The following is a 21,268-nucleotide window of genomic DNA, read 5'->3' on the forward strand; positions in this document are numbered from 1 at the left end:
TCTGGGTGCGCACATGAACGTAGGGGCGGGGCATGTTCGCGTCAAGGTCTGGACCTGGCCGAAGCGGGCGGGCCGGCATGGTGCGGGTGTGGGCAACTTCCTTGGGGGAGAAGGGAGTTGTCGATGAGGGGGTCGGATGGGGGTATGAACTCGGTGGCCCTCCCGTCGCGTTCATGGACACGAACTGTGCGGTCCGGAGCGATGGACCGGCGGAGGTTAAGGAGCGGGTGAGGAGTCGCTGTGAAGGGGTGCGGGCGGGAATGCCCATGTCGTCACGTGCGTTCTTCCTTAGGAACACGAGGAGGAGCGGTCACAGTGCTTGATCCGCAGGGTTTGTACGCATGGGAGCCGAAGGGCCTCGCCGTCGTCGACATGGCGCTCGCCCAGGAGTCGGCCGGTCTTGTCATGCTCTACCACTTCGACGGATACATCGACGCGGGCGAAACCGGCGACCAGATCGTCGAGCGGCTCACGGACAGCCTCCCCGGGCAGGTGGTGGCGCGCTTCGACCACGACCGGCTCGTCGACTACCGCGCCCGCCGCCCGCTGCTCACCTTCCGGCGCGACCGCTGGACCGACTACGAGGTGCCCACGCTCGACGTGCGCCTCGTCCAGGACGCCACGGGCGCGCCGTTCCTGCTGCTCTCCGGGCCCGAGCCCGACATCGAGTGGGAGCGGTTCGCGGCGGCCGTCCAGCAGGTCGTCGAGCGGCTCGGCGTGCGCCTCTCGGTGAACTTCCACGGCATCCCCATGGGCGTGCCGCACACCCGCCCCGTCGGCCTCACGCCGCACGGCAACCGCACCGACCTGGTGCCGGGGCACCGCAGCCCCTTCGACGAGGCGCAGGTGCCCGGCAGCGCGGCGTCCCTGGTCGAGTACCGCCTGCTCGAGGCGGGACACGACGTGCTCGGCGTGGCCGCGCACGTGCCGCACTACATCGCGCGCTCCGCGTACCCGGACGCGGCCCTCACCGTCCTGGAGGCGATCACCGCCGCCACCGGTCTGGTGCTGCCCGGCGTCGCGCACGGACTGCGCACCGAGGCGCACCGCACCCAGACCGAGATCGACCGGCAGATCCAGGAGGGCGACGAGGAGCTCGTCGCGCTCGTCCAAGGACTTGAGCACCAGTACGACGCGGCCGCCGGGTCCCAGGAGCGGGGCAACATGCTCGCCGAGCCGATGGACATCCCCTCCGCCGACGAGATCGGCCGTGAATTCGAACGCTTCCTCGCGGAGCGGGAGGGCGACGCGTAAGGGCAGGGCCTAAGCTGCCGGTCATGCTGAAGGTGGGCCTGACCGGCGGTATCGGCGCCGGCAAGAGTGAGGTGTCGCGGCTGCTCGTGGCGCGCGGTGCCGTTCTGATCGACGCGGACAAGATCGCCCGTGAAGTGGTGGAACCGGGAACTCCGGGTCTGGCGGCGGTCGTTGAGGCTTTCGGGCGGGAGGTGCTCGCCCCGGACGGTTCGTTGGACCGTCCGAAGCTGGGCGGCATCGTCTTCGCCGACCCGGAGAGGCTCGCCGTACTGAACTCGATCGTGCACCCGCTCGTCGGCGCCCGTTCCGCCGAGCTGGAGGCGTCCGCGTCCGGTGACGCGGTGGTCGTGCATGACGTGCCGCTGCTCGCGGAGAACGGCCTCGCACCGCTGTACGACCTGGTGGTCGTCGTCGACGCGAGCCCCGGGACCCAGCTGGACCGCCTGGTGCGGCTGCGCGGCATGAGCGAGGAGGACGCCCGCGCGCGGATGGCCGCGCAGGCCACGCGCGAGAAGCGCCTGGAGATCGCGGACGTCGTCATCGACAACGACGGGCCGCTCGACGGGCTCGCCGAGCGGGTCGGGGCGGTCTGGGAGGACCTCGCGCGGCGGGCGCGGGCGGCCTCGGGCCAGTAGTCGTAAGTCAGGTAGTCGTCTTCGTGGTCGTCCCAGGGGGAGGCGGGCAGTGGTCGTACTCGCGGCGCTGACGGCGTTCGGCGGTCTTGTCGCGGTCCTCGCGGGCGCGTACGGCCTGCGGCAGACCCGGCGCATCAGCGCCGCGGGAGCTGTGGCGCAGGCCCTGGTCAAGGCCGCGCCACCGGGCGCCGAGCGGCCCACGCTGCAGTTCGAGACCGGCGAAGGGCGGGTCGTCGAGGTCGTCTCGCCCGTGCCTCCCACCCGGCGCAGGCCGCTCGCGTCGGGCGACCTGGTGCACCTCGCGTACGACACCGAGGACCCGCGCGAGACGGTGCTGCTCGGCGGCGAGCGCACGGGGCTCGACCGGGCCTTCGTGGGCGCGGGTCTCGCGCTCGTCGTGCTGGGCGCCGTGCTGGTGGCCTTCGCGCTCTGAACGCCCGCGTGCGCGGAGCGTGGGCCGCCGGACGGGCGGCGGGCGCGGGGTGGAATAGGCGGGGCCGCGGCGGGCGTTGAGGTCCGTGAGAGAGGGAAGGAATGCAGCGTGCCTGACATCACCCCGGAGACGCACGTCATCGACTTTCGTGCGGCGGAGCAGCTCCTTGCCGCGCGGGATCCGCGTGGCGCGGTGAAGCTCCTGGACACGGTCATCGCCGCCCACCCCGAGAACACCGCGGCCCGGTTGCTGCGGGCGCGCGCGTTCTTCGCCGCGGCGCAACTGCGCGCCGCCGAGCTGGAGTTCAGCATCGTCCTGGAGCGCGAGCCGGACAACGCGTTCGCGCACTTCGCGCTCGCCCGCACCTATGAGCGCGGCGCGCGCCAGGAGCAGGCGCGGCGCCACTTCAGGCTCGCGGCCGCGCTGGATCCGCAGCCACAGTACCTGGCGGCCGCGCGGTTCGACGAGGGTGGCGGCGCGGGCTGAGACCCGGCGAGACCCGGCGCGGGCTAAGGCGTGCCGGCGGGTGGCGTTCTCGGTGGTTCGTAGGGCGGGATGTCGCGGCCCGGCTGATAGTGCGGGCCCTGTCGCAGATGGCGCAGCACCATGGCCAGATCGGTGACGACCACCAGGCACAGCACGCCGCAGGCCACCGCCCATCCCGTACGCCCGGTGAGCGCGAAGACGGCCGTGCCGAACGCCGCCCAGATCAGACCCCATACGCTGAACCAGAGGCGCATGCGCAGCGGACTGCGCGCGGTCACCGGTTCACTGCCTGTGCGCTTCATGAGAGGTCATCTCCTCCTTCCAGGATAAGAGGGTGAGAACGTGCTGGAGGCGCTGCGGGCCGACGAACAGCTCGCGGGCTGGCTCGGGGGCATGGAGAGCGCGGGCGAGCCGCGGACGCGGGCGGTGCTCCCGGAGGCCGACGAGCTGCCGGAGGTGCTGCTCGACCTCGCCGTCCCGCACGAGGACATCAACGGCCTGGTGGCGCTGCGCGACCGGCTCTGGGAGGACGCGGAGGCGCGGTGGCTGCTCGACCGCTGCGTCGACGCGCTCGTGCGCGACATGGGGAAGCCCGGCGGCACCCCCGAGTTCCCGGTGCTGCCCGAAGGGCTCGGGGAGCTCGGGCGCTGCTTCTTCGTGTACGTGTATGTGGCGGCGCTGCCGTACGCGCGGGAGTACCACCGGGGCCGGGGCATACCCGAGGAGGTGTCGCGCCGTACGCTCGCCGACCTCGGGCGGCATCTGGCCGTGCACCGCAGGGCGCGCGGCGGCCGGGGCCTGGCCGTGCCGGGCTGGCACGGGCTGCACTTCCGGGGTGAGCTCTACCAACTGGGGCGGCTGCAGTTCCAGCGGGCCGTGCTGGGGGAGCGGATGGGCGGCGCGGTGGCCGGGGGCGGGGCTGGAGTTGGTGCTGGTGCTGGGCGCGCGGCGGGTCCGGGGGATCCCTGCCTCAACCTTCACATCACCGACTACCGGGGGCCGTTGAGCCCCGAGGCGTGTGACCGGTCCCTCGCCCTGGCGCGGGAGTTCTTCGCGCGGTACTTCCCCGAGGAACGATATGAGACAGCTGTGTGCCACTCCTGGCTGCTCGATCCGCAGCTGAGGCACTACCTGCCCGCGGACTCGAACATCGTCCGCTTCCAGGACCGATTCCGCCAGGCCGACGGTTATGGGCGGGATCCGGACGACAGCACTCCGGTCGGCTTCGTCTTCGGTGACCGCGATCTCGCCGTGGACCGACTGCCCAGGCGCACCAGGGTGGAGCGGGCGGTCGGCGACCATCTGCGGTCAGGTGGGCACTGGTACGGAGGGCATGGCTGGTTCTCGCTGTAGGGGGCGGGTCGCCGGGGAGGGCGGGAACGGGCCGCGCGGGCGCTTCGTTGGCGGGGCATGGGTGTTGAGATGCGTGAGGGACACGAGGGGACGGGCCCCGGCGCGATCACGCCGGACGGCTGCGCGGTCGAGTTGTACGCACGCCTGTCCGTCGGGGACGAGCCGGACGTCATCGCCGGGGCGGTCCCGGCCGGGGCGCACATCCTCGAACTGGGCAGCGGCGCGGGGCGGGTGACCCGCCCGCTGCTCGCGCGGGGCTTCCGGGTGACGGCCGTGGACGAGTCGGCCGAGATGCTGGAGAAGGTCGCCGGACTCGACGGCGGGGTGCGTACGGTCCGCAGCCCGATCGAGCGGCTGGACCTGGAAGAGAAGTTCGGCGTGGTGATGCTCGCGTCGTTCCTGGTGCACAACGGAGACGTGGCGGTGCGGCGCGGGCTGCTGCGGACCTGCCGGAGCCATGTCACGGACGACGGGTGTGTGCTGATCCAGCGGGAGGGCGCGGATTACCACACGAACCTGCCCAGGGAGCGCGTCGATCCGGGCGGCTTCACCGTCCGGATCCTGTCGGCGGAGCCGGTCGGCGACGGCGTGAACGAGGTCCGCGCGGAGTACGTCTTCCCCGACGCCGTCTGGACCCAGACGTTCCGCGCCCGCCCGCTCACCACGGCACAGTTCGAGGAGGCGCTGGCGGAGGAGGGCCTGAAGGTCGACAAGTACCTGACGGACGACGGGACGTGGGTGCGGGCGGTGCCGGTGCCGGTATAGGTACCGGCACCGGCGGGGTGAGGCGGGGAGGCTTCGGCGGAGCGGGCCGGGCCGGGCCGGGCGGTGCCGATGCTGGTACTGGCACCGGTGCTGGTAATGGCGCCGGTACTGGCGAGAGAAGTTCCTTGTCCGGGCGATGAGTTCGGTGCGGCGGGTCGGTCTACCTCTTTGACAGCACGGCGACCCCCGCGCATCGAGGAGCCCCTCATGGCCACCACAGCCACCACCGTCGCAGCAGCCACCGGCACCACCACCGCGTCCCCCGCCCGCGGCCGCGTCACCCGTATCGCGCTGCGCACCCTCCAGGTGCTGTTCGCCGTGTTCTTCGGCGTCGCGAGCGGCGTGCCCAAGCTGATCGCGCATCCGACGGCGGTCGAGTCCTTCGACAAGCTCGGCTGGGGCGCGCCCGGCATGTACACCATCGGCGCCCTGGAGTTGCTCGGCGGCATCGCGCTGCTGATCCCGCTGCTGTCCTCGCTCGCCGCGACGGCGTTCGTCGGCCTGATGATCGGCGCGTTCATCGTGACCGTCACCGCGCTCGGCGGGGAGAACGCGGCCACGCCGCTGGTCCTGATCCCGTTCCTCGCCTGGATCGCCTGGGCGCGCCGCGACAGGACCGTCGAGCTGATCGCCCGCCTGCGCGCCCGTTCGTGATCTCGGGGCCGCGAATTGCGGAGAAGTCCCTGCAACACGCCGTGTCACACGGCGTGTTGCAGGGACTTCTCCGCAATTCGCCCCCGGCGCCTCAGCCCTCCGCGCCGCGCAGCCGTTCCATCTCGCGGCGGTCCCGCTTGGTGGGGCGGCCGGTGCCCCGATCCCGTACGCCCGCCGGGGCGACCGCCTCGCGGGGCGGGGGCGGCGGGCTGTTGTCGACGTAGCACTCCACGGCCACCGGCGCCCCGACCCGCTTGCGGATCAGGCGCTTCACGATCACGACCCGCTCCCGGCCGCCCGCCTGGCGAAGGCGCACCTCGTCGCCGACGTGCACGCCGTACGACGGCTTGACCCGCTCGCCGTTGACCCGCACATGGCCGCCCTTGCACGCGGCGCCGCCGCTGGAGCGGGTCTTCACGAGGCGGACCGACCAGATCCAGCTGTCGACGCGTACGGACTCCCCACCCGTCTGTCCGCCACCGCTCGCGCCACCGCCTGAAGTCTCCGAAGCCATGCACCGACCTTAGTCCGGCCGCGGAGCGGCATCGTCTGCTCCCGGCGAGCCGTCCGGAAACCGCTGACCCGCGCCGCCGATAATTCGGACCCATCACTACAAAACGGTCCGGATACGACTCCCAGGGGTGCTGCTCATGAAGCTCGAAGCCACTGTCGACGGTCTGATGGACGGGTTGCGCGCCGACCTCGAACGGCTCGCCGCGATCCCCTCGATCTCCTTTCCCGGTTTCCCGGCCGGTCCTGTCGAGGAGGCGCACGACCTGCTGGCCGGGCTGTTGCGGGACGCCGGAGTCCCGCACGTCGAGCGCCTCGACCTGCCCGACACCGCCCCGGTGATCTACGGCGAGATCCTGCCCCCGACCCCCGAGGCCCCCACCGTCCTGCTGTACGGCCACTACGACGTCCAGCCGCCCGGCGACGAGGCGCTCTGGAAGTCGCCGCCGTTCGAGCCGACCCCGGTCGAGGGCGGGCTGCGCGCCCGCGGCATCGCGGACGACAAGTCCAACGTCATCGCGCACCTCGGGATGCTGCGGGCGTACGGCGGGCGGCCGCCGGTCGGGATCAAGATCGTCATCGAGGGGCAGGAGGAGTACGGCAGCGCCTTCGACGACTATCCGCCGAGCGATCCCGAGCGGTTCGCGTGCGACGCGATGGTCATCGCCGACCTCGGCAACCTCAGGCCGGGCACCCCGACCCTCACCACCGGACTGCGCGGCGCCTGCGAGGTGGTCGTGGAGGTCAGGACGCTCGACGAGCCGCGCCACAGCGGGGAGTTCGGGGGCGCGGCCCCCGACGCGCTCCTCGTCCTCCTCAAGGCGCTCGGCACGCTGCACGACGTGCACGGAGACGTCGCTGTCGAGGGCCTTCGACGCGAGGAGTGGGACGGAACGACGTACACCGAGGAGGAGTTCCGCGATCTCGCGGGGGTGCGCGACGGCGTGCCGCTGATCGGCAGCGGCAGCCTCGGCGAGCGGCTGTGGAGCGGGCCCGCGATCACCGTCATCGGCCTGGACGCGCCGAGCGTCGAGCACGCGGCGTCGGCCGTCGTCCCCTACGCCCGCGCCAAGCTGAACCTCCGCTTCCATCCGCGCCAGGACCCGCGGGAGGCGCGGGACAGGCTCGTCGACCACCTGCGGTCGCTCAGGCCCTTCGGGGTGCCGCTCACCGTCACGCCCGGCGACACCGGGCCCGGCTACGAGGCCGCCACCGGCGGACCCGCCTACCGCGCCGCGCTCGCCGCGCTGAAGGAGGGCTGGGGCGAGGACGCCTCGTACGTCGCGACCGGCGGCTCCATCCCGCTGGTCAACGGCCTCGCGAAGGCGGCGCCCGGCGCCGAGGTGCTGCTCTTCGGGGCGCAGGACAGCATGTGCAACCTGCACGCCCCGAACGAGCGCGTCCTCTTCTCCGAGCTGCGCAACACGGTCGTCGCGATGTGTGCCTTCGTGCGGGAGTACGCGGCAGGCCACGGGACGGGGGCCGACGCGTGAGCACCACCGAGGCGGAGCCGGAGCCCGGCAGCACCGAAGAGCCGCCGCGCAAGGGGAAGTTCACCTTTCCCAGCGCGCTGACCGTCCTCGCGATCGTCACCGTCGCCGTCTGGCTGCTCGCCTTCCTCATCCCTTCCGGGCAGTACGACCGCAACGACTCCGGCGCCCCCGTCGAGGGCACCTACCACCGCGTCGACTCCGGGCAGTCCTTCGTCGACCGCCTCAACGACCTCTTCCTCTCCCCGGTCAACGGCCTCTACGGCATCCAGGACGAGAAGACGTCCCTGGTCGCGCCGGACAACGTCGGCGCCCTGTACGGCAGCGCGGGCGTCTTCCTCTTCGTGCTCGCCATCGGCTCCTTCATCACCGTCGTCTTCGCGACCGGCGCGCTGGACCGCGGCATCGGGCGGCTCGCGCACCGCCTTCGCGAGCGCGGGGCGTTGCTGATCGCCGGGGTCATGGCCGTCTTCTCCGTACTCGGCACGGTGGAGGGCTTCGCCGAGGAGACCCTCGGCTTCTACGGCCTGATCGTGCCGCTGATGCTCGCCCTCGGATACGACCGGATGACCGCGGTCGGCGCGATCATCCTCGGCGCGGGCGTCGGCGTCCTGTGCTCGACGGTCAACCCCTTCGCGACGGGCGTCGCCTCGTCCGCCGCGGGCATCTCGCTCGGCGACGGCATCGTGCTGCGCTTCGCGATGTGGATCGTCCTGACGGGCGTCACGATCGCGTACGTCATCCGGTACGCGAAGCGCGTGCGGAAGGATCCCGAGCGTTCCCTCTCCGGGTTCCTGCCGGGCGACAGGGAGCAGTCCGCCGCCGAAACGGACGAGGTGCCGGGGCTCACCGGGCTGCACAAGGCGGTGCTCGTCGCGACGGGGCTCGTCTTCGCCTTCATGATCTTCTCGGTGGTGCCCTGGTCGAGCGCGCTCACGGGCAAGGCGGACGCGCGGCCGTACGGATTCGAACTCGGCTGGTCCTTCCCGCAGTTGGCGGCGCTCTTCCTCTGCGCGGCGGTGCTTGTCGGGATCGTCGCGCGGATGGGCGAGCAGAAGCTCAGCTCGACGATCATCCAGGGCGCGGCCGACTTCGTCTCGCCCGCGCTCGTCATCCTGCTGGCCCGCGGCGTCACGACGATCATGAACAACTCGAAGATCACCGACACGGTGCTCCACTCCATCGAAGGCGTCGTCAAGGGCACCTCGTCAGGGATCTTCGCCGTCATCGTCTTCGTCGTGAACCTGCCGCTCGCCTTCCTGATCCCCTCCACATCGGGCCACGCGACGCTCGCCATGCCGATCCTCGCCCCGCTCGCCGACTTCGCGGGCGTCTCGCGGGCGGTCGTCGTCACGGCCTGGCAGGCGGCCAGCGGCTGGATGAACCTGTGGGTGCCGACGACGGCCGTGACCATCGGCGGGGTGGCGCTCGCGAAGGTCGGCTACGACAAATACCTGCGGTTCGTCTGGCCGCTGCTCGCGATCTTGTCCGTGCTCATCTGCGTGTTCGTGGCGTTGGGGGCCGCGCTGACCTGACGTACGTACGTACGGTGGAGGGCATGGAAGGGCTGAGCGACCTCGACGCGCGGCTCGTCGACTGCCGGGCCTGCCCCCGCCTCGTCGACTGGCGCGAGGAGGTCGCGCGCACCAAGCGCGCGGCCTTCGCCGACCAGGAGTACTGGGGGCGGCCCGTGCCCGGCTTCGGCCCGCACGACGCCTCCCTCCTCGTCATCGGCCTCGCGCCCGCCGCGCACGGCGCCAACCGCACCGGGCGGATGTTCACCGGCGACCGCTCGGGAGACGTCCTCTACCGGGCGCTGTACGACGTGGGCCTCGCCTCGCGCCCCACCGCCGAGAGCGCCGACGACGGCCTGACCCTCCACGGCACCCGCATCACCTCGCCCGTGCACTGCGCGCCGCCCGCCAACAAGCCGACCCCGGACGAGCGCGACACCTGCCGCCCCTGGCTGGTGAGCGAACTGAAGCTGCTCGCACCGCGATTGCGGGCCGTGCTCGTGCTCGGCGCCTTCGGCTGGCAGGCCGCGCTGCCCGCGCTCGCGGCGGCGGGCTGGACGGTGCCGAAGCCGCGGCCGGTGTTCGGGCACGGGGCGCGGGTCACGCTGGACGGCACCCCCGGGCCCCTGGAGCTCTTCGGCTGCTTCCACGTCAGCCAGCGCAACACGTTCACGGGCAGGCTGACGCCCGCGATGCTGCGGGACGTGCTGAGCACCGCGGCCACGGCGGCGGGCCTACGCCGGACGGCTCAATAGAGTGGGCCAAGACGGGGCCCGGTTCCTAGCGTGGACGGGGTGGACGAGACTCTGGCAGCCAAGCCCTCCGCCGCCGCGTACCGCAACCTGGTCGTGGCGACCGTCGGCTTCACGCTGACCTTCTGGGCCTGGGACCTGATCGCGCCGCTCGGCAGCGACTTCAAGGACCGGCTCGGGCTCAGCTCCTTCCAGCAGTCGCTGCTCGTCGCCGTGCCCGTGATCGTGGGCTCGCTGGGCCGGGTCCCGGTCGGCGCGCTCACCGACCGCTACGGCGCCCGGCTGATGTTCCCGCTGGTCTCGGCGCTCACCATCGTCCCGGTGCTGCTGATCATCCCGGCCAGGGGCGGCTACGGCACGATGCTGGCCGTCGCCTTCCTGCTCGGCCTCGGCGGGACGACGTTCGCGATCGGCGTCCCGCTGGTCAACTCCTGGTTCCCGCCCGCCCGTCGGGGCTTCGCCATCGGCGTCTTCGGGATGGGCATGGGCGGCGTGGCGCTCTCCGGATACTTCACGCCGCGCATCGCCAAGCACGGCGAGAACCTGCCGTACGTCGTCGTGGCGATCGCGCTCGCCGCCTTCGCGGTGCTCGCCGTCTTCCTCATCAGCGACCGCCCCGACCGGCCTGTGCCCACCACGTCGCTCGGCACCCGGCTCGGGCAGGCGGGGCGGCTGCGGGTCACCTGGGAGCTGTCCGCGCTCTACGCGATCGGCTTCGGCGGCATCGTCGCCTTCGGGGTGTACCTGCCCACCTACCTCAAGACCTGGTACGACCTGTCGCCCACCGAGGCCGGGACCAAGGCGGCGGGCTTCGCCCTCGTCACCGTCGTCTTCCGGCCCATCGGCGGCTGGCTCTCCGACCGGATCCACCCGGCCACGGTCACCTCCTCCGCCCTCGCGGTCGTCGCCCTCTTCGCCGTCGTGCAGGCCTTCGACCCGACACTGAATCCGATGGGCACCCTCAGCTTCCTGGTGATGGCGGCGGGCCTCGGCACCGCGAGCGGCAGCGTCTTCGCGCTCGTCGCGCAGGTCACCCCGCAGCCGCAGGTGGGTTCGGTGACGGGCATCGTGGGCGCGGTGGGCGGCCTCGGCGGCTTCGTCCCACCGCTGGTCATGGGGGCGATCTACAGTGCGAAGGACTCGTACTCGATCGGCTTCATGCTGCTCTCCGACCTGGCGCTCGCGGGCTGCGTGTACGCCTACGGACGGATGCGAAACGCGAAGGCGGACTGACCAAGTGCCGGGTTAGGGTGCCGCGATGGGCCTCTATCCGGACATCGAACCCTACGACCACGGCATGCTCGACGTCGGCGACGGCAACCGCGTGTACTGGGAGGCCTGCGGCAACCCGCTCGGCAAACCCGCGGTGGTGCTGCACGGCGGCCCCGGCTCCGGCTGCACGCCCTTCTTCCGCCGGTACTTCGACCCCGACGCGTACCGGATCATCCTGCTCGACCAGCGCGGCGCGGGCCGGTCCACGCCGCCCGCGAGCGACCCCGCGACCGACATGGGCGTCAACACGATCAAGCACCTGCTCGCCGACCTGGAGCTGCTGCGGCGTCACCTGGCCGTCGAGCGGTGGCTGGTGTGGGGCGTCTCCTTCGGATCCGTACTGGGCCTTCGGTACGCGCAGACGCACCCCGACCGGGTCTCGGAACTGGTCCTCACGGGCATCGCCACGGGCAGCCGCGCCGAGGTGGACCTGCTGACCCGCGGGCTCGGGCGGATCTTCCCCGAGGCGTGGGAGGCGTTCCGCGCCGGGGTGCCCGAGGGGGAGCGGGACGGGGATCTCGCCGCGGCCTACAACCGCCTCGTCGAATCGCCGGACCCCGAGGTCCGCGCGCGGGCGGCGCGGGCCTGGACGGACTGGGAGACGGCGATCATCCCCGCGCCGCCCAGGTCGGAGCCGCGCTACGAGGACGCGGCGTTCCGGGCCGGTTTCGCGCGGACGGTCACGCACTACTTCGCCCATGACCACTGGCTGGGCGGCGACGAGGTCGTCCTGCGGGACGCGCCCTCGCTCGCGGGCATCCCCGGTGTGCTGGTGCAGGGGAGTCTGGACTTCGGGAACCTCCTCGGCATCTCTTGGCGGCTCCAGCGGGCTTGGCCCGACAGTGAGTTGATCCTCGTGGACGACGCGGGGCACAACGCGGGGGCGCGGGGGATCGCGGAGGAACTGGTGGCGGCGACGGATCGGTTCCGGTCCAGTTGATGCGTTCCGGGGCCGGTGCGTTTTGCGGCTGCTGCCTTCCGTGGCTGATGCTGGTCACCGGCTTCGCCGAGTTCGTCCTCAAGCGCCGGACGGGCTGAATTTGTCCGCACGGGGGCTTCTGCGGCTGCTGCCTCCTGTGGTCGGTGCTGGTCACCGGCTTCGCCGAGTTCGTCCTCAAGCGCCGGACGGGCTGAATTTGTCCGCACACGCGCCCGCACCTGTCTGGACACGCCGCTGTCCGAGTGGTCTTCGGGGTGAACCGCCGTCGCCCCGGCGGGGAGTGGGCCGTCGGGGCGGTGGGGGCGCCGCAGACTCCGGGAAACGCGTCGGACCGGTCCGGCGCCGCGCCCCTGGAGCCGCCCGGTGTCCCGACCGTCCTCCCCCGTCCGCCGCCCCCGCGGCTCCCACCTTCCCCGGTCCCTGCTCATCGGCGCGCTCCTGCTGGGCGCGGTGGCGACCGGCTGTGGCGAGGAGACCGCGGCTGGGGCGGGGGCGCCGCCCGCCCCAGCCGCCGCCGCGCCCGCCTTCTGGGTCGACCCGTACAGCGCCGCGGCCCGGCAGGCCGCCACGTGGCGGCGGCAGGGGCGTACCGGGCAGGCCAGGATCATCCAGCGCATCGCAGGGCGCCCGCAGGCCGTCTGGCTGAACAGGGACGGCGCGGAATCCGTCGTGCGTTCGCACGTCGGCGCGGCGGCCAGGGCGCGGCGCACCCCGGTCTTCGTCGCCTACTTCATCCCGCACCGCGACTGCGGCGCGTACTCCTCGGGCGGCGCGCGCGACGCCGCCCAGTACCGGCGGTGGATCGACGGGTTCGCCCGGGGACTCGGCAACCGGGGCGCGTACGTGATCGTCGAACCGGACGCCGTCGCCCAGCTGGTGGCGGGGTGCCGCGGGGCCAACGCGCGCGAGCGCTACGGCCTGCTCGCCCACGCGGTCCAGCGCCTCAAGCGCCAGCCGCACACCAAGGTCTACCTCGACGCGGGCAACGCGGGCTGGATCCCCGACCCGCGGAGGCTGGTCGCCCCGCTGCGCAGGGCCGGTGTCGCGCGGGCCGACGGATTCGCGCTCAACACCTCCAACTACCTGACCAACAAGGTCAGTTCGGACTACGGTCACCGGCTCGCCAGGGTCCTCGGCGGCGGCAAGCACTTCGTCATCGACAGCAGCCGCAACGGAAACGGCCCCTTCCGCGGCGCTCTCGCCTGGTGCAATCCGCCGGGCCGCGCCCTCGGCACCCCGCCCACCACACGCACCGGCGTCCCCGCGCTCGACGCTTATCTGTGGATCAAGCGGCCGGGCGAGTCCGACGGGACGTGCAGGGGCGGGCCGCGGGCCGGGCAGTGGTGGCCGCAGTACGCGCTCGGACTGGCCAGCAGGGCCAGGAGGTAGAGGGGCTGAGGGGTTGAGGGGTTGAGGGGTTGAGGGCTGGCGACTACGGGCGCCAGCCGTAGCGGACGTCCGGCTCCCGCTCCTCGTTGCCCGAGCCGTCCGACCGCTCCGTCGCCGCGAAGCCGTGGCGTTCGTAGAAGCGGTGCGCCGGGGTGTTCACCTGGAACGTACGGAGCCAGAGTCCCGCCGGGCGCAGTTCCTTGGCCAGCGTCACGAAGCGGTCGCCGATGCCGCGCCCCCGCCACTCGGGGGCGAGGTAGAGCTGACTCAGCTCGTCGCCGTCGAGCACCATCATCCCGACGGTCTCGCCCCCGGCCTCCGCGACCCAGGTGCTGCCGCGCGGTACGACGACGTGCTGGAAGAACTCCCGCACCGCGGCGGCGGAGTGGGCCCTTCGCACGCTCGGCAGGGCGGTGTCGAAGGAACGCAGGTACACGTCGGCGACGGCCGCGCCGTCGGCCTCGGTGGCCACGCGCAGGGCGACGGCGTCCACGGCGGCCGCCGCCTCCTGGGCCCGGGTCCTGTCGGGGACCACCGCGGTGGCGGTGATCTCCACCAGCTGGCCCGGGTAGCCCAGGCAGGCCGTGCCGAGCAGCGTGGAGGTGTGCGGCCCGGCATGCAGGTCGGTCCCGCGGACGACCTCCCACGCCTCGCTCAGTACGGCGGGCTCGGCGCTGACCACGTACACCGTGCTGGCCACGACCTGCGACAGGTCGCTGCCGATCGCGCGCAGCGCCTCGTCGAGGTTGGCGATCACCTGTTCGGTCTGGCGCGCCACGTCGCCCTCGCCGACGAGCTTGCCCTCGGGGTCCAGCGGCACGGAACCCGCCATGAAGGCGAGGCGGGTACCGGCTTCGACGACGGCGGCGTGGGCGTATCCGGGAGGCGGGAAGAGGGTGGGCACGACGGTCCGGTCAGTGGTCATGGACCGATCGTGGGGTGCGGCGGACGGCTACCGCACCTCAATTTCGTATAAGGGCACATTCGCGCAGGGCGCCAGTGGGCTGGCCAGGGGAGGGCCGGGGATCAGCGCACCGCCGCCGGTGAACTCCCGCCCCGTACCCGCAGCGTGGGCTTTCCCGAGCCGTCGGCGGGCGTCGACCAGATGTCCTGCTTGCGCCCGTCCTCGCCCGGCAGGGCGTACGCCAGGGTGCCGTCGTCCAGCCAGGCGGCCTGGTCGTCGACGCTGCGCCGCTCGGCCAGCGGGCGTTCCCGCATGGTGCGCAGGTCCAGGACGTACAGCCGCCACGGGTCCTGAGTCCCCTCGCGCACCCGCTTCTTGAAGGCGATGCGGGTGTTGTCGGGGGAGAGGGAGGGGCATTCGGCGTTCGTGCGCAGCGCGGTCGCGGCCCACTTCTTCATGTCGCCGCGTACGAGGTAGGTCTTGCCCTTGGTCGAGACGGTCGCGTAGAAGCGGTTGTCGTCCTCGGCGAAGGTGACGCCCCAGTAGTTGACGTCGGGCGCGTGGTAGCGGCGCCCTTCGATGGTGAGGGGGATCTCCTCCATGTTCTTGATCAGATAGCCGGTGCGGGTGTCGAGGATCGAGGTGCGGGTGGAGAAGGACGAGCCCGCGTAGGAGTCGCCGGTGGCGAACATCGTCCAGGACAGCATCCGGCCCGACGCGGAGACCCGCGCCCGGTTGGGGATGCCCGTGAGCGAGATGCGGCGCTTCTCGCGCAGGTGGCCGTCCAGGACGGCGGCGTACGACTTGGGCGGGATCCCGGCGCGGCGCTGCAGACAGAGAGCGGTGCCCGCGGCGGCGTAGAAGCGTTCGCAGGAGGGGCCTCCGGTGGTGCGGGAGGGCTTGCGGGAGGTGACCGCGGTGCGGGCGGTGCCGATCCTGCGGGCCGCCGCCTCGCCGGGCGCGGGCAGGCGGGCGACCCGGCCCGCGCCCGCCTCGGTGCTGCGGAAGTAGAGGTGCCCCCGGTCGAGGCCGAACTCCGATGCGGTGTCGGCCGACTGGGCGCGCTGGGACGCGTGCAGGGTGTACGCGACGGCGACGCCCGCGAGGACGGCGGCGGCCACCGCGACGGCGATGATCCGGGCGCGCAGCGACCGCGGCCCTGCGGAGGGGAGCGAGGTCATGGCTGCCTTTCGGTTCGGGGGAGCAGTACGGCCGCCCCGGCGAGCGCCGCGGTGAGCGCGACACAAGCGCAGGTCAGCGCGGGCCCCACGCCCCACAGCGTCCAGGCGGCGCCGAACCCGGCGGCGGCGACAAGACGGGCGAGTGCCTGTCCGGTCTGCAGGACGGCCATGCCACTGGCCCGGCGTTCGCGGGCCACGACGGGGGTGACCAGGGCCATCAGGACACCGTCCGTGGCGGCGTAGAAGACGCCGAGCAGCAGGAGTACGCCGATGAGCAGGGGCCATCCTTCGGTGGGCGCGAGCAGCAGGACGTACCCGCCGAGCAGCGCGGCGTGCCCGGCGAGGAACGGGACGCGGCGCCCGGTGCGGTCGGCGAGCCTTCCCGCGGGGATCGCGAGCAGCAGGTAGACCGCGGCGGCGCCGAGCGGGAGCAGCGGGAACCACGAGATGGCGAAGTCGAGCCGCCGCTGGAGGAGGAGGTAGAGGAACGCGTCGCCGATGGTGGCCGCGCCGAGCAGCGCGGCGGCACCGAGGATCCGTCGGAAGGCGGGGACGCGCAGCAGGTCGAGTGCTTTGCCGCGCGGCTCGGCCACGGATCCGGACTCGGAGGGGGTGCCGGTGCGAGGCGGGTGCGTCTGGTGCGGCTGGCTCGGTACGAACGCCATCATCATCAGTACGCCGAGCAGCCCGAAGCAGAAGCTGACCACGAACACGGCGTCGTACGCGTCCGCGGTCGCCCACAGCAGCGCGAACGCGGCGAGCGGGCCGAGCAGCGCGCCCGTGGTGTCCATCGCCCGGTGCACGCCGAAGGCGCGGCCAAGCGCGTCGGGCGGACTGCTCAGCGAGATCAGCGCGTCGCGCGGCGCGGTCCGCACGCCCTTGCCGATGCGGTCGGCGGCGAGCGCCGCGCCGATGCCCGCGGTGGCGCCGCCCGCGAGGAGCAGGCCGAGCCGGGAGAGCGCGGAGAGGGCGTAGCCGCCGCCCGCCACGAGCTTGTGCCGCCCGCCGCGGTCGGCGGCGTATCCGCCGGCGAGCCGCACCAGGGCGGTCACGCCGTTGTAGAGCCCGTCCAGGAAGCCGAACTGAAGTGGGGACAGGCCGAGTTGGAGGACGAAGTAGAGCGGCAGGACAGCGGTGACCATCTCCGAGGAGATGTCGGTGACGAGGCTGACGGCGCCGAGCGCGAGGACGGGCCCCGCGACCCGGCCGCGCCGGGCCTCGGACTGCTCCGGGGCCTTGGCGGCGGCCGGGTCGCCCTGGGCGACCGCGCCGGTGGATGCGAGGTACATCGCGGTGCTCCCGACGGCCTCAGCGGCAGGTGTAGTTCGGGCTGGTGTCCTTCGTCGAACCGTCCGTGCCGACGAGGTTCCAGGAGAAGCCGGTGTCGGTGAAGTTCAGCTTGACCACGCCGAAGGTGTCGGTGAGCCGCTTCTGACTGTTGGGCTGGACCTCCTCGATCTTGTACGGGTTGGCGCCGCCCATGCCGCCGAGCAGCTCGACGATGCCGTTGGAGTCGGCCTTGCCGTCCGGGTTCTGCGGGGCGAACCGCTCGTAGTGGTGGTCGTGGCCGTTCATGATCAGCTCGGCCTTGTTGTCGTAGAGCAGCTTCCACACCGGGCGGCTCACCGGGTCGTTGCCGTGCTCGCCGGAGGAGAAGAGGGGGTGGTGCCAGTAGGCGGCCACGCACTTCTTGGAGTTGGCGGCGAGGTCGTCCTTCAGCCAGTCGATCTGCTCGTCGTCGTCGAAGCTGTTGGAGTCGAGCGCGATGAAGTGCCAGTTGTCCTGGTCGAAGCTGTAGTAGCTCTTGCCGTCGGGGTAGGCGACGGACCCGAAGTAGGACTTGTAGCCCTTGAGCGCGCCCGCCGGGTCGTACGTCTCGTGGTTGCCGGGGACGGGCTTCGTCTTGCTCTTGAAGGCGCCCCAGGACTTGTCGTAGTACTTCTGGAAGTCCTTCAGGCGCGCGTCGTCGTACTGGTTGTCGCCCATGGTCATCACGAACGACGGGTTGATCTGCTTGACCAGGGCCGCGGTCTTCGGGTGCTTGCAGCTGCTGCTGCTCGACGTGCACTGTTCGGCGATGTCACCGGCGGCGACCGCGGTGAACGCGGCCCTGGGTGTGGCCTTCGGGGTGGCATCGGCCTCGCCCGCGGGCGACCAGAGGAGCACGCCGCCGACGAGGGCGAGCGCGCCGCCCGCCGCTACGGGGATGCCCCAACGGGCTTTGCGGGCGCGGGAATTCGTGGTGCGTGGGGTGGGCGGCATGTCCGTCTCCTAGATCGGCTTGGGGGTGCCGGTGGGGGTGGTGCGGGGCCGTCCCGACGCATCCTGGCGACATGCCATGACCGCGTCAATAAGCTGGGTGGATTATTGTTAGGAAACTTTCCTACCCGGGGTGCGCCCGGCGGCGAGGAGGGGCCGCCCGAGTCTGGCCTAGGGTGGCGTGCGGGGAACGAGCAGAGGCTGAGCACGAGCCGAACAGAGGTTGAACGGGATGGCGGCGGCGGACGGGACGACGTGGCCTGCGTGGCCTGCGGCCGCGGAGGCGCTGGTGCGTGGCTGTGCCGCGGTCTTCCTGCCGGGGGAGGTGCCGCGGGAGGGGCGGGTGGCTTTCTGGGGGGAGGGGCTTGCGGGGCTCTCCGTCGTAGGGGGAGGGCTTCCTGTTGTGCGTGGGGAGGGCTCTTCCGTGCGTGCTGAGCTCTCTGCCGTACGTGAGGAGGGCTCTTCCGTGCGTGCTGAGCTCTCTGCCGTACGTGAGGAGGGCTCTTCCGCGCGTGCTGAGCTCCCTGTCGTACGTGAGGAGGGCTCTTCCGTAGGTGCCGAGTTCCTTGCCGTACGTGAGGGGGAGCTCACCGTCGCCCGCAAGCACGGCAAGGGTGCCCGGGCCAGGACCGTCCCCGCGGTCCTGCTGCCGGTGGCCGACGCCGTCCCGCTCCTGTTGCGCACCGCGCGCCCGCACCCCACCGGAGCCTGCTGGGCCGCCGCGGCCCGGCACGCGCTGCACCTGGCCGCGCGCGGCAGGCTGCTGCCCGGCCTCGCCGCCGGGGACCTGGACGCGTGGCGGGCGGGGCCGCTGGACGAGTCGGACGTCAGGCAGCTGCGGGGGATCGCCGCGGCGCTGCCCGCCGAGGCGCACGCCGTGCCGCTGCCGGGGGCCGGGCCGCTCCGGGTGCCGGAGCCGTTCGCACTGGTCAGAGCCTTCGTCGACGCGGTGGTTGATGTCCTGCCGCGCACCCCGGCGGCGGCGTACGCGGTCGGCGCGCCCTTCGCGGCCCGCGCGCCCCAGCGGCTGCGTGGACCGGCCGTGCACGAGTGGGCCGCGGAGGTCGCCGCCGGGGTGGACGCCGGGGTGCGGGTGTCGCTGCGGCTGGATCTGCGGGCGCACGAGGTGTTCGACGGGGCGGATGTCGATGGGGCTGATGGGGCGGATGGGGTCGGCGCCGAGACGGCGAGAGCGCCGGGAGTCCCGCGCGCCGCCGTGGCGAGCCCCGCCGCCGCCGTCGTCCAGGTGCACAGCCTCGCCGACCCGACGCTCGTCACGGACGCCGCGCTGCTCTGGTCGTCGGGCGCCGACCACTTCGGGCCCCGGGCCCGCGTCGACACACTGCTCGCGATCCGCCGCGCGGCCCGCGTATGGCCGCCGCTCGCCCGGCTCCTCGCCCGGCCCCGCCCCGACGTACTGCCCCTGAACGAGGAGGAGTTGAACGACCTCCTCGGCGCCGCGGCGCCGCGGCTCGGCGCGGCGGGCGTCGCCGTGCACTGGCCGAAGGAGCTGACCCGCGGACTGACCGCGACGGCCGTGGTCAGGGCCGCGCCCGGCACCGCGGCCGACAACTTCGACTTCTTCAAGACGGACGAACTCCTGGAATTCCGCTGGCAGTTGGCGCTCGGCGGCGAAACGCTGACCGAGGCGGAGATGGAGGAACTCGCCGAGTCCCACCGCCCCGTGGTGCGGCTGCGGGACCAGTGGGTGCTCGTCGACCCCGAACTCGTACGCAAGGCACGCAAGCGGGACCTCGGCCTGCTCGACCCGTTGGACGCGCTGTCCGTCGCGCTCACCGGCACGGCGGAGGTGGAGGGCCGCCCGGTGCCCGCGGTCCCGGTCGGCGCGCTTGCCGGACTGTGCGAGCGCCTGGCGGGCGACCCCGCGCCGATCGCGCCGCCGCCCGGCCTCACGGCGACGCTCCGCGACTACCAACTCCGGGGCCTCGCCTGGCTGGACCGCATGACGTCCCTCGGCCTCGGCGGCTGCCTCGCGGACGACATGGGCCTCGGCAAGACGGTCACGCTGATCGCGCTGCATCTGCACCGGGCGCGGTCCGGTGTCGCCGCGGGGGCCGCGCCGACCCTGGTGGTCTGCCCGGCCTCGCTGCTCGGCAACTGGCAGCGGGAGATCGAACGCTTCGCGCCCGGCGTGCCGGTGCGCCGCTTCCACGGCACGGCCCGCACCCTGACCGGCCTGACGGGCGGCTTCGTCCTCACGACGTACGGCACGATGCGCACCAGTGCCGTAGAACTGGCGGGCCACACCTGGGGGTTGGTGGTCGCGGACGAGGCGCAGCACGTCAAGAACCCGCACGCGGCGACGGCGAAGGCACTGCGCACGATCCCCGCGCAGGCCCGCGTCGCACTCACCGGCACCCCCGTCGAGAACAACCTCTCCGAACTCTGGGCCCTGCTCGACTGGACGACACCGGGCCTGCTCGGCTCGCTCAAGGAGTTCCGCGCCCGGTACGCGCGCCTGGCGGAGGGCGGCGAGTTCGCCGAGAACGACGAGGCGATGACCCGCCTGTCCCGCCTCGTCCGCCCCTTCCTCCTGCGCCGTAAGAAGTCGGACCCGGGCATCGCGCCGGAACTCCCTCCGAAGACGGAGACGGACCACCCGGTCACCCTCACCCGCGAACAGGCCTCGCTCTACGAGGCGGTGGTGCGCGAGACGCTCGCCCGCATCGAGGCGTCGGACGGCATGGCGCGGCGCGGCCTGGTGATGAAACTCCTGATGGCGCTGAAGCAGATCTGCAACCACCCGGCGCAGTACCTGAAGGACGGCGGGGCGAGCCCCGACCGATCGGGCAAGCTCGAACTCCTCGACGAACTCCTCGACACGATCCTCACCGAGTCGGAGAGCGCGGGCGCCGTCCTGGTCTTCACGCAGTACGTGGAGATGGCGCGGCTGCTGGAATCGCACCTCGCATCCCGGGGCGTCCGCACCCAACTCCTGCACGGCGGAACGCCGGTGGCGCGGCGCGAGGAGATGGTGGACCGCTTCCAGTCCGGCGAGATCCCGGTCTTCCTCCTCTCCCTGAAGGCGGCGGGCACGGGCTTGAACCTCACCCGGGCGGGCCACGTCATCCACTACGACCGCTGGTGGAACCCGGCCGTGGAGGAACAGGCCACCGACCGCGCCTACCGCATCGGCCAGACCCAGCCGGTCCAGGTGCACCGACTGATCACCGAGGGCACGGTGGAGGACCGCATCGCCGAACTCCTGGCCGCGAAGCAGGCGTTGGCGGACGCGGTGCTCGGCGACGGCGGCGAGTCGGCCCTCACTGAACTCTCGGACGCGGAACTGTCGGACCTGGTGGCGCTGAGGAGGACGGCATGACGCGGCGCGAGGGCTCCGGCCGGGGTGATGGCTCTCGCCTGGGTGAGGGATCCAGCTGGGGTGACGGCTCTCGCCGAGGCGATGGCTCTCGCCGCGACGATGGCTCCCGCCGGGGCGACGGCTCCCGCCGAGGC

General features: G+C 72.5%; 20 protein-coding genes and 1 pseudogene. 14 read left to right on the forward strand and 7 right to left on the reverse strand.

Translation table 11 applies throughout. The annotated features are described in order from the left end of the window. The first annotated feature begins 315 nt into the window (after nt 1–315). The 4 genes from CP970_RS32715 to CP970_RS32730 all read left to right on the forward strand — a co-directional run bounded on the left by CP970_RS32715 (nt 316) and on the right by CP970_RS32730 (nt 2,808). Nucleotides 316–1,254, forward strand: a complete 939-nt coding sequence (locus CP970_RS32715; protein WP_055554890.1) for a PAC2 family protein — start codon at nt 316–318, stop codon at nt 1,252–1,254. A gap of 23 nt (nt 1,255–1,277) precedes the next feature. Continuing rightward, a complete protein-coding gene (gene coaE, locus CP970_RS32720) occupies nt 1,278–1,889 on the forward strand; it encodes a dephospho-CoA kinase (protein ID WP_055554888.1) in 612 nt (203 codons plus the stop codon). 49 nt (nt 1,890–1,938) lie between these two features. Then, the gene (locus CP970_RS32725; RefSeq protein WP_055554886.1) at nt 1,939–2,322 is read left to right on the forward strand and encodes a DUF3592 domain-containing protein; all 384 of its coding nucleotides are present in this window, start codon (nt 1,939–1,941) and stop codon (nt 2,320–2,322) included. Between the two features lie 108 nt (nt 2,323–2,430). Further along, nucleotides 2,431–2,808, forward strand: a complete 378-nt coding sequence (locus CP970_RS32730; protein WP_055554884.1) for a tetratricopeptide repeat protein — start codon at nt 2,431–2,433, stop codon at nt 2,806–2,808. 23 nt (nt 2,809–2,831) lie between these two features. Here CP970_RS32730 and CP970_RS32735 read toward each other — a convergent pair whose 3' ends face one another. Next, nucleotides 2,832–3,110 (reverse strand): DUF6343 family protein, encoded by a 279-nt coding sequence (locus tag CP970_RS32735; RefSeq protein WP_055554882.1) that lies wholly within the window; start codon nt 3,108–3,110, stop codon nt 2,832–2,834. A gap of 124 nt (nt 3,111–3,234) precedes the next feature. On the opposite strand from CP970_RS32735, the gene CP970_RS32740 reads away from it, so the two are divergent. The 3 genes from CP970_RS32740 (at nt 3,235) to CP970_RS32750 (ending at nt 5,580) form a co-directional block, all read left to right on the forward strand. Next, nucleotides 3,235–4,161 (forward strand): acyltransferase domain-containing protein, encoded by a 927-nt coding sequence (locus CP970_RS32740; protein ID WP_150494893.1) that lies wholly within the window; start codon nt 3,235–3,237, stop codon nt 4,159–4,161. Between the two features lie 69 nt (nt 4,162–4,230). Continuing rightward, the gene (locus CP970_RS32745; protein WP_055556333.1) at nt 4,231–4,926 is read left to right on the forward strand and encodes a class I SAM-dependent methyltransferase; all 696 of its coding nucleotides are present in this window, start codon (nt 4,231–4,233) and stop codon (nt 4,924–4,926) included. A 207-nt stretch (nt 4,927–5,133) separates the two neighbouring features. Continuing rightward, nucleotides 5,134–5,580 carry a DoxX family protein gene (locus CP970_RS32750; RefSeq protein ID WP_055556329.1) on the forward strand — a complete coding sequence of 149 codons (447 nt, stop codon included), beginning with the start codon at nt 5,134–5,136 and terminating at the stop codon, nt 5,578–5,580. A gap of 91 nt (nt 5,581–5,671) precedes the next feature. Here the strand turns inward: CP970_RS32750 and CP970_RS32755 are convergent, their stop codons facing one another. After that, nucleotides 5,672–6,094 carry an RNA-binding S4 domain-containing protein gene (locus CP970_RS32755; RefSeq protein ID WP_055556327.1) on the reverse strand — a complete coding sequence of 141 codons (423 nt, stop codon included), beginning with the start codon at nt 6,092–6,094 and terminating at the stop codon, nt 5,672–5,674. Nucleotides 6,095–6,230: 136 nt separating this feature from the next. Between CP970_RS32755 and CP970_RS32760 the strand changes: the two genes are divergently transcribed. The 6 genes from CP970_RS32760 to CP970_RS32785 all read left to right on the forward strand — a co-directional run bounded on the left by CP970_RS32760 (nt 6,231) and on the right by CP970_RS32785 (nt 13,447). Then, nucleotides 6,231–7,583 (forward strand): M20/M25/M40 family metallo-hydrolase, encoded by a 1,353-nt coding sequence (locus tag CP970_RS32760; RefSeq protein WP_055556331.1) that lies wholly within the window; start codon nt 6,231–6,233, stop codon nt 7,581–7,583. Next, nucleotides 7,580–9,115 (forward strand): YfcC family protein, encoded by a 1,536-nt coding sequence (locus tag CP970_RS32765; RefSeq protein ID WP_055556325.1) that lies wholly within the window; start codon nt 7,580–7,582, stop codon nt 9,113–9,115. The genes CP970_RS32760 and CP970_RS32765 overlap by 4 nt, the downstream gene beginning before the upstream one ends. A gap of 23 nt (nt 9,116–9,138) precedes the next feature. Next, nucleotides 9,139–9,849, forward strand: coding sequence for a uracil-DNA glycosylase (locus CP970_RS32770; protein ID WP_055556323.1), 711 nt, complete (start codon nt 9,139–9,141; stop codon nt 9,847–9,849). A 39-nt stretch (nt 9,850–9,888) separates the two neighbouring features. After that, nucleotides 9,889–11,079, forward strand: coding sequence for an MFS transporter (locus tag CP970_RS32775; protein ID WP_191094978.1), 1,191 nt, complete (start codon nt 9,889–9,891; stop codon nt 11,077–11,079). 25 nt (nt 11,080–11,104) lie between these two features. Further along, on the forward strand, nt 11,105–12,058 hold the full coding sequence (pip, locus tag CP970_RS32780; protein WP_055556319.1) for a prolyl aminopeptidase: 954 nt from the start codon (nt 11,105–11,107) through the stop codon (nt 12,056–12,058). A 363-nt stretch (nt 12,059–12,421) separates the two neighbouring features. Beyond that, nucleotides 12,422–13,447 carry a glycoside hydrolase family 6 protein gene (locus CP970_RS32785; RefSeq protein ID WP_150494334.1) on the forward strand — a complete coding sequence of 342 codons (1,026 nt, stop codon included), beginning with the start codon at nt 12,422–12,424 and terminating at the stop codon, nt 13,445–13,447. A 43-nt stretch (nt 13,448–13,490) separates the two neighbouring features. On the opposite strand, the gene CP970_RS45140 is transcribed toward CP970_RS32785, so the two are convergent. The 5 genes and pseudogenes from CP970_RS45140 to CP970_RS32805 all read right to left on the reverse strand — a co-directional run bounded on the left by CP970_RS45140 (nt 13,491) and on the right by CP970_RS32805 (nt 17,794). Further along, the gene (locus CP970_RS45140; protein ID WP_055556469.1) at nt 13,491–13,940 is read right to left on the reverse strand and encodes a GNAT family N-acetyltransferase; all 450 of its coding nucleotides are present in this window, start codon (nt 13,938–13,940) and stop codon (nt 13,491–13,493) included. Nucleotides 13,941–14,036: 96 nt separating this feature from the next. Continuing rightward, nucleotides 14,037–14,372: pseudogene (locus CP970_RS45145) on the reverse strand (RidA family protein); the annotation flags it as partial. Nucleotides 14,373–14,473: 101 nt separating this feature from the next. Further along, on the reverse strand, nt 14,474–15,532 hold the full coding sequence (locus tag CP970_RS32795; RefSeq protein ID WP_055556465.1) for a TolB family protein: 1,059 nt from the start codon (nt 15,530–15,532) through the stop codon (nt 14,474–14,476). Continuing rightward, entirely contained in the window at nt 15,529–16,821 is a 1,293-nt protein-coding gene (locus CP970_RS32800) for an MFS transporter (RefSeq protein WP_055556463.1), read from the reverse strand. The genes CP970_RS32795 and CP970_RS32800 overlap by 4 nt, the downstream gene beginning before the upstream one ends. 19 nt (nt 16,822–16,840) lie before the next feature. Beyond that, nucleotides 16,841–17,794, reverse strand: a complete 954-nt coding sequence (locus tag CP970_RS32805) for a metallophosphoesterase family protein (RefSeq protein ID WP_055556461.1) — start codon at nt 17,792–17,794, stop codon at nt 16,841–16,843. 229 nt (nt 17,795–18,023) lie between these two features. Here CP970_RS32805 and CP970_RS32810 point away from each other — a divergent pair, with 229 nt between their 5' ends. Then, nucleotides 18,024–21,134, forward strand: a complete 3,111-nt coding sequence (locus CP970_RS32810) for a DEAD/DEAH box helicase (protein ID WP_150494336.1) — start codon at nt 18,024–18,026, stop codon at nt 21,132–21,134. Nucleotides 21,135–21,268 lie beyond the last annotated feature (134 nt).

The organism is Streptomyces kanamyceticus, assembly GCF_008704495.1.
Classification (GTDB): domain Bacteria; phylum Actinomycetota; class Actinomycetes; order Streptomycetales; family Streptomycetaceae; genus Streptomyces; species Streptomyces kanamyceticus.